15 protein-coding genes are annotated in these 16,043 nt (G+C 37.9%); 3 read left to right on the top strand and 12 right to left on the bottom strand.

Going from position 1 to position 16,043, the window contains the following annotated elements; translation table 11 throughout:
• Positions 1-5 precede the first annotated feature (5 nt).
• From IGJ93_RS02575 to IGJ93_RS02520, 12 genes are all read right to left on the bottom strand, one after another.
• Positions 6-1,124: a glycoside hydrolase family 172 protein gene (locus tag IGJ93_RS02575; protein WP_002295018.1), complete on the bottom strand. Its 1,119-nt coding sequence runs from the start codon at positions 1,122-1,124 to the stop codon at positions 6-8.
• Positions 1,121-3,220: a hypothetical protein gene (locus tag IGJ93_RS02570; RefSeq protein ID WP_002295016.1), complete on the bottom strand. Its 2,100-nt coding sequence runs from the start codon at positions 3,218-3,220 to the stop codon at positions 1,121-1,123. Before IGJ93_RS02570 ends, IGJ93_RS02575 begins: the two co-directional genes overlap by 4 nt.
• Positions 3,221-3,269: 49 nt before the next feature.
• On the bottom strand, positions 3,270-4,091 hold the full coding sequence (locus tag IGJ93_RS02565) for a PTS system mannose/fructose/sorbose family transporter subunit IID (protein WP_002295014.1): 822 nt from the start codon (positions 4,089-4,091) through the stop codon (positions 3,270-3,272).
• The gene (locus IGJ93_RS02560; RefSeq protein ID WP_002295012.1) at positions 4,088-4,897 is read right to left on the bottom strand and encodes a PTS sugar transporter subunit IIC; all 810 of its coding nucleotides are present in this window, start codon (positions 4,895-4,897) and stop codon (positions 4,088-4,090) included. The genes IGJ93_RS02565 and IGJ93_RS02560 overlap by 4 nt, the downstream gene beginning before the upstream one ends.
• A 20-nt stretch (positions 4,898-4,917) precedes the next feature.
• Positions 4,918-5,412 (bottom strand): PTS sugar transporter subunit IIB, encoded by a 495-nt coding sequence (locus tag IGJ93_RS02555; protein ID WP_002287026.1) that lies wholly within the window; start codon positions 5,410-5,412, stop codon positions 4,918-4,920.
• Positions 5,413-5,423: 11 nt separating this feature from the next.
• On the bottom strand, positions 5,424-5,924 hold the full coding sequence (locus tag IGJ93_RS02550) for a PTS sugar transporter subunit IIA (RefSeq protein ID WP_256664972.1): 501 nt from the start codon (positions 5,922-5,924) through the stop codon (positions 5,424-5,426).
• 64 nt (positions 5,925-5,988) lie between these two features.
• Positions 5,989-8,685, bottom strand: a complete 2,697-nt coding sequence (locus IGJ93_RS02545; protein WP_071868826.1) for a sigma 54-interacting transcriptional regulator — start codon at positions 8,683-8,685, stop codon at positions 5,989-5,991.
• Between the two features lie 427 nt (positions 8,686-9,112).
• A complete protein-coding gene (locus IGJ93_RS02540) occupies positions 9,113-10,186 on the bottom strand; it encodes an ABC transporter substrate-binding protein (RefSeq protein ID WP_285700949.1) in 1,074 nt (357 codons plus the stop codon).
• Complete coding sequence (locus IGJ93_RS02535) at positions 10,183-11,010, bottom strand: ABC transporter permease (RefSeq protein WP_067481553.1); 828 nt, start codon at positions 11,008-11,010, stop codon at positions 10,183-10,185. Before IGJ93_RS02535 ends, IGJ93_RS02540 begins: the two co-directional genes overlap by 4 nt.
• On the bottom strand, positions 11,010-11,816 hold the full coding sequence (locus tag IGJ93_RS02530; RefSeq protein WP_067481552.1) for an ABC transporter permease: 807 nt from the start codon (positions 11,814-11,816) through the stop codon (positions 11,010-11,012). Before IGJ93_RS02530 ends, IGJ93_RS02535 begins: the two co-directional genes overlap by 1 nt.
• A 12-nt stretch (positions 11,817-11,828) precedes the next feature.
• Positions 11,829-12,914 carry an ABC transporter ATP-binding protein gene (locus tag IGJ93_RS02525; RefSeq protein WP_067481551.1) on the bottom strand — a complete coding sequence of 362 codons (1,086 nt, stop codon included), beginning with the start codon at positions 12,912-12,914 and terminating at the stop codon, positions 11,829-11,831.
• Positions 12,915-12,931: 17 nt separating this feature from the next.
• Entirely contained in the window at positions 12,932-13,474 is a 543-nt protein-coding gene (locus IGJ93_RS02520; protein ID WP_067481550.1) for a helix-turn-helix domain-containing protein, read from the bottom strand.
• A 273-nt stretch (positions 13,475-13,747) separates the two neighbouring features.
• Here IGJ93_RS02520 and IGJ93_RS02515 point away from each other — a divergent pair, with 273 nt between their 5' ends.
• Genes IGJ93_RS02515 through coaC form a run of 3 tightly spaced genes read left to right on the top strand, consistent with a single transcriptional unit; the run spans position 13,748 to position 16,032 of the window.
• Positions 13,748-14,737 carry an acryloyl-CoA reductase gene (locus IGJ93_RS02515; RefSeq protein ID WP_285700947.1) on the top strand — a complete coding sequence of 330 codons (990 nt, stop codon included), beginning with the start codon at positions 13,748-13,750 and terminating at the stop codon, positions 14,735-14,737.
• Positions 14,734-15,480 carry a phosphopantothenate--cysteine ligase gene (locus IGJ93_RS02510; RefSeq protein ID WP_285700944.1) on the top strand — a complete coding sequence of 249 codons (747 nt, stop codon included), beginning with the start codon at positions 14,734-14,736 and terminating at the stop codon, positions 15,478-15,480. Before IGJ93_RS02515 ends, IGJ93_RS02510 begins: the two co-directional genes overlap by 4 nt.
• A complete protein-coding gene (gene coaC, locus IGJ93_RS02505) occupies positions 15,481-16,032 on the top strand; it encodes a phosphopantothenoylcysteine decarboxylase (RefSeq protein ID WP_067481544.1) in 552 nt (183 codons plus the stop codon).
• The last annotated feature ends 11 nt before the right edge of the window (positions 16,033-16,043 follow it).

The raw sequence follows: 16,043 nt of genomic DNA, 5'->3' as shown, positions 1-16,043 counted from the left end.
CTTCATTAACGCGGCAAGCGTTCTCGATCAGTGAAATGACGTTTAGTATTTCCTGAAGCTTCTGTTGAATACCAGTAAGCGACACTAGCAACATCGTCTTGCCGCTCAAATAAGCGAACATCATCGTTGCCGATTTGTTGTAAAGTGACCGATAAATCTTCGGTAAAACAGATGGGGTCTTGAAGATGCCAACGATAAAGACCATGTCGTGGCATTGCGTCGTCACCAAAGGCATGAACGGCATTCAATTTTCCCGTTTCAAAACGATCTCTTGTGGCATCTCTATTTGATTGGTAAGGATACCCTAAAAAGGCTGTTGAATAGTTTTTCGCATGTGGACGTCCGAACTCATCGTACTCATGAAAGGCCCACGCCCCGCCAAAATAATCTTCTGAACCTGTTGAGGTTACGGTCGGATACTCACTATCCCCATCAATGTAGAATTTAAACTCGCCTTCGCCCCACCAATAACGTTCTAGGCAGGTAAGCGCAAGGTAAGTACCCACGTAATAGCCTTGGCCCTTTAATCGATCAATTAACTTATAATCCTCCTGTAATTTGGTAATGCGTTCCCGATGCCAATTTGCGTGAAAATATAGGCTATTTTCTTCCAATTCGTCCACCAAAGCGTAATTTATCGTATAAAAAAATGAGGACATATCCTTCGGATGTAAATTCTCGATCGTAATTTTAGCGGATGTTTGGAAAGGCATTTCGAAATAGGAATTAAAGCCCCCCGTAGGATTAACCACTATCGGCAACGAGTTCACCTCGCAACGCTCTCCAAACCCATTACAAAAGAAATCCCCTAAAGGACTTTCAACAGCAGGGCTATCCGACCCATCCCAATAAATTCTTAAGATTAAATCACGTAAAACAAAACTGCCAAATTCTGTTCGATCACGAATCGTCATCCACATATGACGAATTATTCCCGTTCCAGTAATATCCGCAATCACAGTTTCTTCACCAGAAGTCAGCGGAATTGCGCCACGACCTTTGCGGCTTGGTCCTAGCCCGCTTGGCAACATCGCAGCTTTACCTTTCTCGCCTGTTGGATTTTCGGGAGTGATTGCTCGACTCTGGATTTTTTTAAATTGGGTAATATTTTTTAGTATACTCATCTTTTTCTCCTTTGAATGTGAATCGTTTTTCCCTTTTCTACGTGAAGAATTTTTTTCGTATCACTTATTTTCAATGGCTTTTCTGACAAATTTAAAATACTCAACTCGGATTGCGTACATTCAATCGAAATGAAGGCTTGACCGAACTTTAAATTTTTCCAAGAAAACGTTAAATTATCAACAGGATCAATTTGCAATACTCCTTTTTTGAATTTCAATCCGAAATATTGACTGATCATTGTACTGACAAAAAGGCCCGATGCCCAGCCGCATTTGCCGCAGCCAAAGTCTCGCACGACTTCTCCTTGTTTAGCCTCTAAGCGATACGGCCACCACCACCATGAACCGTCTAAATCTGCCAAACAAATCAGCTCCTCTAATCGGGTTGCGAAGGCTTGATGGTTGTGCAGATCACTCATTAAAACAGTGATAAAGCCTGGAAAAGTGGCGCCGGATTCTAATCCCCAAGTGATGCCTTTGATTTCCTCGCTATAGGTTGGATTGAAAGAACTAGCAGAAAAGGTCATGGTGTTCTGATATAAAGGATCTTTATTATCTAAAAATTGATAAAAAGGCATCAACGTAGTGTCTGATTCTTCTCCATCATGCATCAATAAATTGATTTTCCCATCCACAATCACATCACTTAAAAAGATTAACCCTTGCTCAAGAATCGGTTTTTGATAGTTCTTCACTGAATAGGTTGTTTTCTCCTCATCACCGATCCCCTCCAAAAATTGCTCCCCAAAAGTACCATCTATGGTCATTTGTTTACAAATTGATTCCTTTAGTTTACAGGCGATGTTTTTGTATCGCTTGCTAAGACTCAGTTGTTCTAGGACTTCAAAAATTTCTGCAAGTCCACTACAGGCCTTCCAAAGACAAAGATTGCTGCCGGTATGATACTTTCCAAGTGCAAAGGCGTCTGATAACCAAACAGATGGAAAAAGCATTGGTTCCCCTGACCGACGTTGAGCTAATATGTCCTCAATAATTCTTGAAGCATTCAGTAGAACCTGCGGATACCGCTCAAAGAATTTTGTATCCCCAGTATGTTCAAAATAAAGACTAGCCAGTAACGCACTGGATAACGAATTACTCAGAGAATGATTGATACCTCCTGTAAATTTTGAACCAGGAAACTTAACGCCATATTGATCAAACCATAGAACCGTTTTTTGACATAACTCCGGTTCAAACATGGTGAATGGCAATGATGCGTAATACATATCCTTATTCCAAATTCGATTAGTAGCAGGATAGCTGCCCCAATTGCTGCCGACGACCTGTCCCTGTCGATTCATACCGAAACTAGAAAAGCTTTGATAAAGTGCACGACGATAGAGATGGACAACTCTATCGTCTGGCATTGACAGCTGCCCAAATAGCTGAGCAAAATAGTTCAGTGTTTCCTTCAGCCATTTTTCGATATCAGATTCCTGAAAAGTCATTACTTCTTCAAAAGCATTTGGGTCCACAAAAGCAATGGCGAAGCTTGCCACTTCCTGTTGTGCGATCGTGTCCTTATTTCCTTTTTGAGAAATCAACACATTTTGCTGATCCGAATACTTCTCTTGATACAAAGGCACATCTTTCACTGAAACTTGAAGGCTTTCGTGTGTTTCATTCACAATGTAAACCTGTTGAACAAGCATACTTAAACGCTTATTAGCCAGTATGGGAGCAAAGGATACTACAATGACCTTAAACGTCGAATAATGATGAATATATCTAGGCAAACAGTCTTGAATCACATCGACTTCAATACGATGATCCGATTCTGACAAATGGTAGACAATCCCGTTTACTTCAACCTTTAAGGATAACGAATTGGTTTGAGAGAGCTGTTTATTGACCCAAACACCTGGTTTTTCCTCAGTTAGTAAATTTTCTCGATAAAAGGTCAACGTTTGAATCGTCCCGCAAACATCAAGGTTTGCTAATGTCTTTTGATTACTTACATCAAAGGTCAATCCCTTTACATCAGGGATATTTCGATAGTAGCTGTATTCGTTTGAGGTAGTCACAATTCCGTCGTTTAACTCGGTATTAAACAATGGATGCTTTGGAGAATGAATTACTTCATTAATAGTCATCTTTTCCCTCCTTGCTAAAAAAATGCAGCTACTAGGCTGCAGCTTTCTACTATGCGATTCCAAGTAATGACAATAAAATTCCCAACACGACCATTCCAAAAATAATTTTGATGACGCCGACTTTTTTATCTAGTAATTTGAAACAGCCCAATGTTACCAATAAAGGTACAATTCCTTTAAAAATACTATCGAGGATTTCTTGGACATTCATTAGCTCTTCGCCCTTCATTGAAAAGCTCAAAACGGTATTGAATTTGACCATACTGATCGTCATTGCGCCTACCATGATCAGACCCAAGATACTAGCAGCTTTTGTCAGAATTTCAATTAACCCGTTCGCATACAGCTTTTCAATATATTTAGAGCCTAATGAATAGCCTAAAACGCCGCCATAGTATCGCATCAAGTAATTAGGTATATTGAACATAACTAAAAAGATAATTGGTGCCAAAATATTTCCGGCATTGGCTAAGTTGATCGCTAGTCCCGCGGTAACGACACGCCAAACTCCCCAGAACAATGAATCGCCAATTCCAGCCAATGGTCCCATCAAACTCGTTTTGATCGCGTTGATACTTTCCACGTCAAAACCAGCTTTTTCAGAATTTTCCTTCTCCATCGATGCCGCAATCCCCATGACAAAGGACGCGCAAGGAATGGTCGTCGAAAAATACTGTGTATGACGCTCCAGCGCCGCAGCTCGATCTTCTTCACTTTTGTAGAAATGATTAATGAAGGGCATCATAGAATAGGCGAAACCACCGCCGCCCATCGTCACCGGATTCACCGAAGCATACATGGTCATCGAGCGCCAAAACATCTTTCGAACCAATTTTTTCTCATCTTTAGAAATTCCATCAGCTAATTTCATTGAAAGAAATCCTCCTCTTCTTGGTCAAGCGTTGCATTTACAGCAGCATCGCTTTGAACTGCATGAACAGATATATTTTTTAGTTGTAGATCTCTTTGGGCTATAACAATTGCAATAATCGTTCCAACTGCGGCAATTGCAATCAATGGTAACTCGAGATACGCCATAACAACGGCCCCAAAGAAAAACCACACAGCAATATTTTTACTCCAAAGCATCCGTAACAGCATCGCCATCCCAACTGCCGGCAGCAGATTTCCAGCGACTGTTAATCCGTTCATGATGACCTCTGGAATATTATCCAAGACGCTTTTGACAACATCTGCTCCAAATAAAACGGCAAAAAATGGAATAAGAGCATAAAGCGCATAGTGGACAAACCACATAAAGAAGTGCAGATTGATGATTCCTTTTTGATCACCAGATTTTGCAAATTTGAAAAATTTAGCAGCCATCGGTCCACATACAAAAGAAAAAATCATATTCATTAACTGTAATCCTAATACTGCTAGTGGAAAGACAATGGGAATAATCGCATCCACGTTTCCTCCCATTTTGATTGCGAACGCTGTAGCCAGCCCAGCAGCCAAAGAAGGCTCCGCCGTACTAGAGATTCCGATATTGACGACACCCATAAAGATGGCTTCTAGTGACGCCCCGACAATCAACCCCGTCTGCAAATCCCCCATCAACGCTCCTACTAACGGAGCAACAACAATCGGACGACTCAGCATGGACATCCCGAACATTTCATGTCCAGCAACTCCAATAAAAACGGCCAAAGCGACTACAAATGCATCATACATAATTTTTCTCCTTCCTTTTTCTAAAAATCACTCAAAATAGAGATAGCTGAACGTTTTTCCATCGCCGGTGTAGGCTGAAAAACGGTATCTGGATAAAGTTCAACTAATTCTTTTAAGTCTTGAATTTCTGACGTCGTTAACATCACTTCCTTTGATAAGGTTTTCTTATCTTCCGATGGCGGTGTCATTTTCCCAGCATTCCCCACGTTCATTAATTCGATTTCCGTTGGGAAAGCTTTCGCAACTTTTACCGCATCTTTGACATTAGGGACTAAAACCATCAAGCGCATGTCCTTCGCCCGCGGATCTTTTAACAAATGAATCGCGTCATCAACTGTTTTAATAATGACTTTGACATTCGATGGTGCAGCCATCTTCAATGTCATCTTTTGAATATCGTTGGTAGCCGCCTCATCGCTTGCTACTACTAACCCGGTTAAATTTAGACTCTTTGTCCAAGTCATCGCTACTTGTCCATGAATTAATCGTTCATCAATTCGCACTGCTTTAATCATTTTTCTTCCTCCTAAAAAAAATCTTCCTCTTCATTTACTACATGTACCTCATCAAGAATGGTCATCTTTAATTCCTGTTGGCATTTATTTACCAGTTCCTGAATATCCTCCTTTGTTAATTCCTTGGTTGCCAATACTATTTCGAGCAGAATTGGCAGATTAAAGCCAGACAAAATAGTTACAGCAATCTCTTTCTCCAAAAAGGTTTTGGTAATCTTCTGATTGACACTTCCGCCAAATAAATCGGTAAAAACAAAAATCTGATCCTGCTCATTCACCTGGTTTACAAATACATTCAACTCCTGTTCAAAATCACACTCATCCACATAAGCATTAATCACCGTAATCTCTTGAACCTTCCCCGTCAGTAATTGAATACTGCTAAGAAAGCCTGAAGCTAAGTGACCGTGAGTCGCTATTAGAATTTTCTTCATATGGTTAATTCCTTTCTTTCTGTTCACTTTTATATAAGCAATTCCTGTGCCAACTTTTAAAAACATTGGTTTAATCACGTTAATTCACATTAAAAAAAGTGTCTAACCTAAAAAAAACAGATTAGACACTTTTTTAGACACTTTATTTTTGAATATACGGTCCTAATAATTCATAGAGCAGCGAAAGCTCATAAGCATTGACTTTAAAATTATATTTCATCTCCATTGATTGAAAAATACTTCTAGAAACATAATAAAACTCATCTTCATCTGGTTTCAAATCATAATTCGGTTCTTCAGATTTTTCTGTCCGAGCCAAGAATAAACGTTCCATCATCAATGCCGTATGCATATAGAGATTTAGTTTTACACGGCCATTTAAAGTGAAATGATAGTAATTTTCATATTTAGAAATGACTGTTTCCACTTCACTCATCACGATCGTTGGGTTCAGAAAGTTCAAACGGTCCGCAATTCCTTCCAACGAAAAGAATTTTACTAGCTCCTGAATCAAGCGGTTAAATTCTGCCGGCTTCATTTCAGGACTCAAAATATGCTTCAAATTGGCTGCTCCATCACCGTCTAAGATGTCATAAACATTAATATTAGAAATTGAAAAGGAACGTGGAAGATCCGAAGTCGTGATGACCAATTTTGTCTTGTCAAAATAAGTTTCATCATTTTGGTCGATTAATTCACGTAGTTCTCTGTAGTCCTTCGTGAAAACTTCGATGGATTCATCCGATAAATGATGACGAAAAACATCTTTCAATTTGTCCGAAATCCCCAAACCCGACATACAGGAAATGATAATGTTGCTACTTTGAGAAAAGCCTTCAAAGTATTGAACATTGATTGAATACTTGTCTGCTGCATCCTCCGCAATCTGTTTAAATGGCGCATTCATCGTCATCTTCAAGCCAATATCAAGTGCAATGGAAGTCGTCAAATTATTCAGAAGAAGTAACTCCCCTTTTAAATCGTTCTTGATCTGTGTGTAAATTTGATTTAAAGAGCCCATATCTACGATCAGCACTAGACTATCTGTATTCACTTGCCTTTTCACGAAATTCCTTGTCGATTCGACAATCTCTGACACATTACTCTCTACTGGCATATCCAACGCTTCAAAAACATAATTGCCGCATAATTGATTCACTACTGCTTGAATGCTGCTAGCCGTACTATCTCCGTGAGCAAGCAACAGGCCCTTCAGCTCGATGGATTCATCTACATAATCAGATAAAGTCACGACAATAAGCAGTCTTAGAAAGTTCTCGTCCTTTTCTGAGAGCGGTGGTAAATGCTCCAAGAACTGATTACATAAGTAAGTCGTCCGAGGTAGATTTGCAGCTAATGTACGATTTATCCCGGTTAAGTCTGTCTTATAGCTTGGGGAAATGACATAGGATCTGCTAATAATTTCTGCAACAGGTCCACTCGTCGTCAATCCGTACGTTTTTCCTAAAACGGATACCCAGACCTTTCTAAACATCTGAATCATCAATTTTCTACTCATTGATAAAAAAGAATCCTTATCAATGTGATGCACCAAATGCTGTACTTCATTCTTTATCGAAGAAAAATTTTCATTGAAATTACCTTCATTTATCAACTGAGTAATTTTTTCCAAAATCGAATCATAATCAAACGGTTTGATTCGATCCGTTTTTATCTTTTGATTTTTCTTTATCAATAAACTAGCAATCGGCAAGCTTTCTATCTCGGATTCCAGCATATTTAACTGAATCAAGATCTCATTTTTCCCAATCGTTAATGGTTCTTCTTGTGTTCGACTATACACATCCGCACAACTGATTTTAATGATATTCTTCAGCTTACCAATATTCCCACTAAAGGGATGAGATAACATTAAAGACAAGGCTTCTCTTGAAACAATAATATCTTTTTGTAAAACATCCGCTTCATTTTGAAAAAATAATTGAATCAGCTCTAATCGTTCTCGAATAGGGCGATCTTCAAAAGTTGGCAACATAACACTAATTTGAATACGCCGATCAAAGGTGTCTAATAAATAATCTTCACCTTTTTCCGTCGTGGCGAAAATAAAACGAACCTTAGCAGAATGCCAATTTACATTTTCACCGACTGGACGATAGTTTCCAGTATCAATAAATAGAAAGAGCTTTTCTTGATTTTCTTTCGATAAGCGATGGACCTCATCGAGAAAAAGATAGCCGTTGTTGGCCGTTGCCAATAAACCATTGGTATCCTTTTCAGCCCCCGTAAAGGCCCCCTTCTTGTATCCAAACAGTGTTGCCGAAAGCAGTTCGGGATTGTCCGCATAATCGGCACAGTTTAAGATAGCAAATGGTGCATCTTCTTCAATAATTTGCTCATGGATAGCGTATTCAAAAATTTTTGTGGCTAAAAAACTTTTTCCAACACCCGTGGCTCCATTTATTAATACACTGAGTCCGTTAGGCGGATATTTGACAGCGGCTATACATTTTTGAATGACCTCTCTCAGACTTCCGTCATGACCAACTACAGAATGAAAGGCTTCGTTTATTTGCTCCGTATTATCTACAACCGCATATTCATCTAAAGGCTTCCACAAAACAGGCTTTCCCGGTAATTTCTCGACCTTTTTATCTTCCACTAATCTCGTCAAATAATGGCTGGCATTCTGACGAGAGATACCTAGATTCTTCGAAATTTTCTCGGCAGTGACAGAAGACATATTCCCTGTTAGTCGTATCAGCTCATCAAAAACTCGATCTTTAGCGCTCTTTTTCATTTTTTCCTCCAGTTTAATGTGTCTAAAAGCATAATAAACTGTCGGCTGCAATATGTCTATTCTATATTTGTATTCCAATTTTTACTTTGAAACACAAATAGTCGAATATTTGCCTCAGATATCTGACAAAATAATTTATCTACCAATTTAGTTTTTATCTAATATGATTTTTATGTTTTTTCATAGCTACAAATATTGAACTGGATTCATATATTAGTTTTATTAATAGATTACAGAAGGGTTAAGTATATTTGCATAGTTTCCAATTACTTTATCCTTCTGTAACTTTTTTAATCTTAGATTTACTAGCCCGTCTCGGGCCCTATTTTACAATGGTTTTGTCCACTTTTCTCTGGTAGAAAAACGTGGTAGAAAAAATAAAATAACACAAAAAAAGCGGCTTTTCAGCCGCTTTTGGTAGAAAATTGGAAAACTCAGATAGAAAAAGGACGATTTTTAGCTCTTTAGAACGTTGATAAATCCCCATTCTTACTGAGTTTTACCATTATCTCCTGTACATCTTGAATTCCAAAAATAAATCATTGTAGATACCCAAATATTTCGGACCAAGATTTTCATAGACTTCTAGATGAGCAATCGTTTCATCTGATGGATAGAATTGTTCATCCCCGGAAATTTCTTTTGGTAATAATTTTTCTGCTGCAGCATTCGGTGTTGAATAGCCAATATATTCTGCATTTTGTGCTGCATTTTCTGGTTTAAGCATAAAATTGATAAAATCGTACGCGCCTTCCGTATTCTTTGCGGTCTTTGGCATCACAATGTTATCAAACCATAAGTTTGAACCTTCTGTGGGAATAACATAATGCAAATGGTCGTTTTCTGACATCATGTCGGCTGCTTCTCCTGAGAAAGTTACAGCAACGGATGCTTCTTCATTAATCATGTACATTTTGATTTCATCCGCTACGATTGCTTTGACATTTGGGGTTAGCTGATTTAATTTGTCTGCAGCTTCTTGTAACTCTGAAAGATTTTTACTATTCAAGGAATAACCCAAACTATTTAAAGAAAGTCCCATCACTTCTCTGGCACCATCAATCAACATCAAGCTATCTTTCACTTCTGGTCGCCATAAATCGTCCCAATGTTGCATTTGTCCTGCATTTAAAAACTTATCATTGTAAACAATCCCCAAAGTTCCCCAAAAATAAGGAACCGAGTATTTATTTCCTTCATCAAAAGCCAAATCTAAAAATCGTGGATTGATATTGTTCAACCCTGTGATTTTGGAGTGATTCAGTGGCAACAGTAATTCTTCCTTAATCATTTTTTGAATCATGTATTCACTTGGAATCGCGATATCGTAATTCGTTCCACCTTGTTGGATTTTCGTAAACATCGCTTCATTTGAGTCAAATGTTTCGTAGTTGACTTTATAACCATATTCTTTTTCAAATTTAGTCAACAAACTAGGATCGATATAGTCGCCCCAGTTGTAAATCGTTAAAATTTTGGCATTGGTCATGCCACTTGATTTTTCCAATTGATGAACGCCGAATAACAAAACAACAATAATCATCACGATACCAAAAAATAAGGATTGCAAGTTTTTCATTGTAGTTTTGCCACCTCCTCACGTACTCGACGATTTTTTTTACCCCGTTTTGGACTATTTTCTTTACTAATAAAATAATAGCCAATCACTAGAATCATCGAGAACAAGAAAACGAGGGCACTCAACGCATTGATTTCTAAGCTAATTCCTTGGCGTGCACGAGAATAAATCTCTACTGATAAGGTAGTAAACCCATTCCCTGTAACAAAGAAGGTCACAGCAAAATCATCTAATGAATAGGTAAACGCCATGAAATACCCCGCAATAATTCCCGGAGAAAGAAAAGGTAAAATGATATTTTTTACTACCTGAAAATTATTTGCGCCTAAATCGCGGGCGGCATCAACCATCGAATCGTTCATTTCTTGTAACTTTGGTAGCACCATCAGTACCACAATCGGAATACTAAACGCAATATGCGAAAGTAACACGCTTTGGAATCCTAAACCAAAGCCCAGTAAAGTGAAAAAAATCAAAAAACTGGCACCAATAATTACATCTGGTGAAACCAATAAAATATTATTCATACTCAACAAAGCTGTGCGTGAACTTCTTTTTTTCGTGTAATAGATCCCCATTGCACCAAACGTCCCGATAATCGTAGCTAACAATGCAGATAAAAAGGCAAGCATGAATGTATTTAATACAATAATAATCAAACGCGTGTCTTCAAAAACTGCTTGGTAATTTTCCCAAGTAAAGCCAGTAAAACTTGTCATAGAGCCGCCATCATTAAAGGAGTAGAAAATCAAATAAAAGATTGGCAAATACAACAATAAAAAAACAATGGCTAGATAAACATATGACCACTTGAATTTTTTCATTAAGATCGCCCTCCTTTTTTCTTTTCACCGGTTAAAAGCATGACCACGAACATCGCAATAATCAAAATAACACCGATCGTCGAACCCATTCCCCAATTTTGGGTGACCAAAAAGTGTTGCTCAATTGCTGTCCCCAAAGTGATCACACGGTTTCCTCCAATCAGTCGCGTTAACATGAATAAAGAAAGTGAAGGAATAAAGACTGCTTGGACCCCACTTTTCACACCATTTAAAGATAAAGGAAAAATCACGCGACGAAATGTTTCTAGATTATTTGCACCTAAATCACGGCTCGCACTAATTAACGATGGATTCAACTCTTCTAGCGCGTTAAAAATTGGCATGATCATAAAGGGAATCTCAATATAAGTCGCAACAAATAAGAAACTCACATCGGTAAATAAAATTTGTTTCGTGCCAATACCAATGAAGTCAAAAAACTGATTGATACTTCCATTGATGCTAAAAATACCAATAAATGCATAAGCTTTCAGCAGTAAGTTGACCCACGTTGGCAAAATAATCAGCATCAGCCACAATTGTTTATGTTTCAATTTGGTCAAAAAATAAGCTGTTGGATAACTAATTAGTAACGCAAAAACTGTAATCAAAAACGCATACCAGACAGAGTTAAAGGTCATCCAAAGATACGTTCCTGAGGTAAAGTACGTAGCGTAGTTGGCTAAGGTGAAGTGCCCATTCATGTCAAAAAACGATTGGTAAATAATCATGATAACTGGCGCAATTACAAATAATCCTAGCCACAACATATAAGGGACTGAATAAATTCTCCGCATTGTTTTCATTACACAACCCCCTTACTCTTCGTAGCTTTCTAATCGTGCATCAAAGTCTTCCTCTGATTCGTTGAAACGCATAACATGGATATCTTCTGGTTCAAAAGAAAGACCTACTTTACTTCCTTCTTTGGCTTTCTTCGTTGAATGAACCATCCATTCATTGTGTTGTTCATCAAAACAAATAATTTCATAGTGTACGCCACGGAACAGCTGTGTGTCTACGGTAACAACTAATTTTCCTTTGTCTGGTGTCGTAATATTCAAATCTTCTGGGCGTAAAACGACTTCAACTGGTTCATTGGGACGCATTCCACCATCTACACACTCAAATTGTTTCCCAACAAATTCGACTAAGTTGTCCTCAATCATCACACCATCAACAATATTACTTTCTCCAACAAAATCAGCAACAAAATGATTAATCGGCTCATCATAAATGTCCACTGGTGTACCACTTTGAACAATTTTGCCTTTATTCATAACAAAAATTTCGTCACTCATTGCCAAAGCTTCTTCTTGATCATGTGTTACAAAAATAAAAGTGATTCCTAAACGTTGTTGCAATTCACGCAATTCATATTGCATATCTGTTCGTAGTTTTAAATCCAAAGCAGATAATGGCTCATCAAGTAACAAGACTTTTGGCTCATTAACAATAGCGCGTGCGATCGCAACACGCTGTCTTTGTCCTCCAGACATTTCACTGATTTCTCTCGTTTCGTACCCAGGAAGCTGAACCATTCTTAACGCATCCGTCACTTTTTTTCGAATTTCATTTTTAGGCATTTTTTTAATTTGTAATCCAAAAGCAACATTATCAAAGACGTTCATATGAGGAAATAACGCATAGTCTTGAAAAACCGTATTTACTTGACGTTTGTTTGCGGGAAGATCGTTCAGTCGTTTCCCTTCAAAATAAATATCTCCTTCAGTAGCTTCCGTAAAACCAGCGATAATTCGTAAAATCGTTGTTTTCCCACATCCCGAAGGCCCTAACAATGTATAAAATTTCCCTTGCTCAATTTCAAAACTAACCTTTTTTAAAATTGTTTCATCGTCATAGCGTTTCACTACTCGATCAAACGCAATAATTGGGTTCCCCACTTCTTCATACCTCCAATTTATAAATACGATTTTGTCGCAACAATCAATACTTTCGTCTTGGTCGTCAAATGATTTCTCAACTGATGTTGCTTTGTCGCTTGATAATAAACAGATTGACCTGCTTTTGCAAAATAACTCTTCTCACCTAAGGTTAACTCTAACTCCCCTTCTAACACAAAAATAAACGTTTCGGATAAAGAAGGTTCAAATGTCTTATACTCACCAGCTGACTCAAACGTCAAGAGAACTGGTTCCATTTCTTTTTCATTTGAATCAGAAACTAACCATTCTAATTCATAACCGTTTTCTTCATCAAAATAAATCGTATGATCTTCTGCTGAATAAACGATTTGCAAACTTGATGCTTCTTGGCGGAAAAATTCTTCTGGTGAGACACCCAAGACTTCAAGTATGGAAAAAAAAGTTTCCATTGATGGCGAACTCAAGTCTCTTTCTAATTGAGAAATATAGCCTTTTGATAAATCTGTCCGCTCGCCAAGTTCTTCTTGCGTCAAGTTCTTTTGAATTCGTAAATTTCGTAACTTTTCCCCGATTTCCATTTTTTCCTCCATCAGAAGTTTTCTAATAGTAAACTTAAAGTTTACAATCACCTGTATTAGTATACGAATTTTGACAAAAAACGCAACCCTTTCTGTTTATTTTTTTGGAGAAAAAAGAATGCGGGAAAAAAATAATTTTACAACTACAGCATAGAAAAATTTTTTCAGAATGCATTCCTCATTTTTTATAAAAAGCTTAGAGAAAGAACTCCAAAAAAAATGATGCGTTTATGGTATGATATAAGAAAATTTTGAGGGAGGTTTCATTTTATTATGGAAACTTTTAAAGCTTTTCAAGTAACAAAGGATCCAACATTTCAAGCAAAGATTATTGAACAAGAACCCATTGAACTAACAGACAATGAAGTACTTGTTGAAGTTGCTTATTCAGATGTTAATTATAAAGATGCTTTGGCTAGTAGCGAATCTGGAAATGTGATTCGGACTTACCCGATGACACCTGGCATTGATTTAGCTGGAACTGTTATCAAAAGTTCAACTGAACAATTCTCGCCCGGTGAAAAAGTTTTAGTTACTGGTTACGGACTAGGTGTTACTCACCCCGGTGGTTACAGTCAATATCAAGCGGTTCCAAGTGAATGGCTAGTTAAGTTACCTGAACGATTAAGTACACGTCAAGCAATGATTTTAGGAACAGCTGGATTTACTGCTGCTCTTGCAGTAAATGCGTTGTTAGAACAAGGAATGAAACCAACGAATCACGTATTAGTTACCGGTGCTTCAGGTGGCGTGGGTAGTGTGGCAATCGCTTTGCTGCATAAATTAGGTTTTACAACTATCACTGCTTTTTCTCGAAAAACAACTGCTGAATCTTGGCTAACAAAATTAGGCGCAACACAGGTTATTCAGCCTACAACTTTTTTACCAGAAAAAACAAAACCGTTAGCGAAACAAACAGTTGATTACGTGATTGACACGGTTGGTGGCGCTCAATTGAGTCAACTTTTGCCTTTGATTTCTTATAATGGTGCGGCTGCGCTGTGTGGCAATGCTAGCGGAATTGAATTGAATACGACCGTCTTACCTTTTATTTTGCGAAATATTCAGTTGATTGGAATCGACTCCGTCAATGTTCCCCATGAACAACGAGAAAAAATTTGGCAATCCTTGGCAGAACTAGCAATTACAGATGACTTGCTGGTCACAGAAATTTCACTTACCCAATTACCAGAAACGATTGCTCAATTATTAGCTGGAACACATCAAGGAAGAACTTTAGTTCATGTAGGTGAAAAAGAATGAACATTTTAATAACTGCTGGTGGCACTACGGAAAAAATTGATCAAGTACGTGCGATAACCAATCATTCGACTGGTCGACTAGGCAAACAAATTGCAGATGCTTTTTCGAACAATCCCGAAGCAATCATTGATTATGTCACTACCAAAAACAGTGTGTTACCTGAACCAAGTGACGCGATTCATCTCCATATGATTGAATCGACCCATGATTTATTAACGATTTTAGAAACATTGTTGCAAGCAAAAACCTATGACGCAATCATCCATAGTATGGCCGTCAGTGATTTCACTCCAAGCCTCAGTTTGTCAAAAGAGCATTTTATCGAAAGTTTTGGTACAAATAAAGTAACTGAAACTTCTTTTGATAACTGGTTGACTCAAACAAAGCAAGCTGACAGCAACTCTGTCAAAAAAATTTCTTCTGACACAGATCAATTAGTCATTGTTTTAGAAAAAACACCTAAAATTATTAGTTATTTGCGGGATTGGCAACCTACTGCGTGTATTGTTGGGTTTAAGCTACTTGTGGATGTTTCAAAAGAACACTTACTAAAGATTGCACAACAGAGCTTGGTGAAAAATCAAACTGATTTTATTTTAGCCAATGACTTAACCGAAATTTCACAAGAACATCATCATGGATGCTTACTCGCAGCAGATGGAACCATTGCTGAAGCTTTTACGAAAAAAGAAATTGCAGACCTGATTGTCGCAAATGTTCAAAAAAATAGAGGAGATGATTAAATGAAAACTGTTCTACTTGGCATTTCTGGAAGTATCTCTGCCTATAAAAGTGCAGATATCACTAACCAATTAATGAAGTTAGGTTATCAAGTCGAAGTCATCATGACTGAAAGTAGTACCCATTTCATTACACCATTAACTTTACAATCTTTAGCCAAACGTCCAATCCATACAGATGTCATGCAAGAAGCAAATCCTAAAGTAATCAACCATATTGAACTAGCAAAACAAGCTGACCTCTTTTTAGTTGCTCCGGCAACAGCGAATATCATCGGCAAGCTAGCAAATGGAATTGCAGATGATCTATTGTCTACTGTTGCACTTGCTTTGCCTGAAAAAACACCTAAATTGATTGCGCCAGCCATGAATACAACGATGTACACAAATCCAATCAATCAGCGAAACTTAGCTACTTTGAAATCCGTTGGTTATCAAGAAATCGAACCAAGAGAATCGCTACTAGCTTGTGGTGACTTTGGTAAAGGTGCCTTGGCAGAAGTCCAAATAATTATTGATCAAGTGTTATTACATTTGAATCAGCGAACAACGTAGAGGAGGAAAAG

The sequence above is a fragment of the Enterococcus sp. DIV0174 genome (genome assembly GCF_050529065.1).
GTDB lineage: Bacteria > Bacillota > Bacilli > Lactobacillales > Enterococcaceae > Enterococcus_B > Enterococcus_B thailandicus.
The sequence above is the reverse complement of the archived record's forward strand: the minus strand, read 5'-3'. Positions and strand labels throughout refer to the sequence as shown.

Bases quoted from the DNA above. Each gene is read 5' to 3' on its own strand.
- IGJ93_RS02575 (WP_002295018.1), bottom strand. From the start codon at position 1,124: ATGAGTATACTAAAAAATATTACCCAATTTAAAAAAATCCAGAGTCGA.
- IGJ93_RS02570 (WP_002295016.1), bottom strand. From the start codon at position 3,220: ATGACTATTAATGAAGTAATTCATTCTCCAAAGCATCCATTGTTTAAT.
- IGJ93_RS02565 (WP_002295014.1), bottom strand. From the start codon at position 4,091: ATGAAATTAGCTGATGGAATTTCTAAAGATGAGAAAAAATTGGTTCGA.
- IGJ93_RS02560 (WP_002295012.1), bottom strand. From the start codon at position 4,897: ATGTATGATGCATTTGTAGTCGCTTTGGCCGTTTTTATTGGAGTTGCT.
- IGJ93_RS02555 (WP_002287026.1), bottom strand. From the start codon at position 5,412: ATGATTAAAGCAGTGCGAATTGATGAACGATTAATTCATGGACAAGTA.
- IGJ93_RS02540 (WP_285700949.1), bottom strand. From the start codon at position 10,186: ATGAAAAACTTGCAATCCTTATTTTTTGGTATCGTGATGATTATTGTT.
- IGJ93_RS02535 (WP_067481553.1), bottom strand. From the start codon at position 11,010: ATGAAAAAATTCAAGTGGTCATATGTTTATCTAGCCATTGTTTTTTTA.
- IGJ93_RS02530 (WP_067481552.1), bottom strand. From the start codon at position 11,816: ATGAAAACAATGCGGAGAATTTATTCAGTCCCTTATATGTTGTGGCTA.
- IGJ93_RS02520 (WP_067481550.1), bottom strand. From the start codon at position 13,474: ATGGAAATCGGGGAAAAGTTACGAAATTTACGAATTCAAAAGAACTTG.
- IGJ93_RS02515 (WP_285700947.1), top strand. From the start codon at position 13,748: ATGGAAACTTTTAAAGCTTTTCAAGTAACAAAGGATCCAACATTTCAA.
- IGJ93_RS02510 (WP_285700944.1), top strand. From the start codon at position 14,734: ATGAACATTTTAATAACTGCTGGTGGCACTACGGAAAAAATTGATCAA.
- coaC (WP_067481544.1), top strand. From the start codon at position 15,481: ATGAAAACTGTTCTACTTGGCATTTCTGGAAGTATCTCTGCCTATAAA.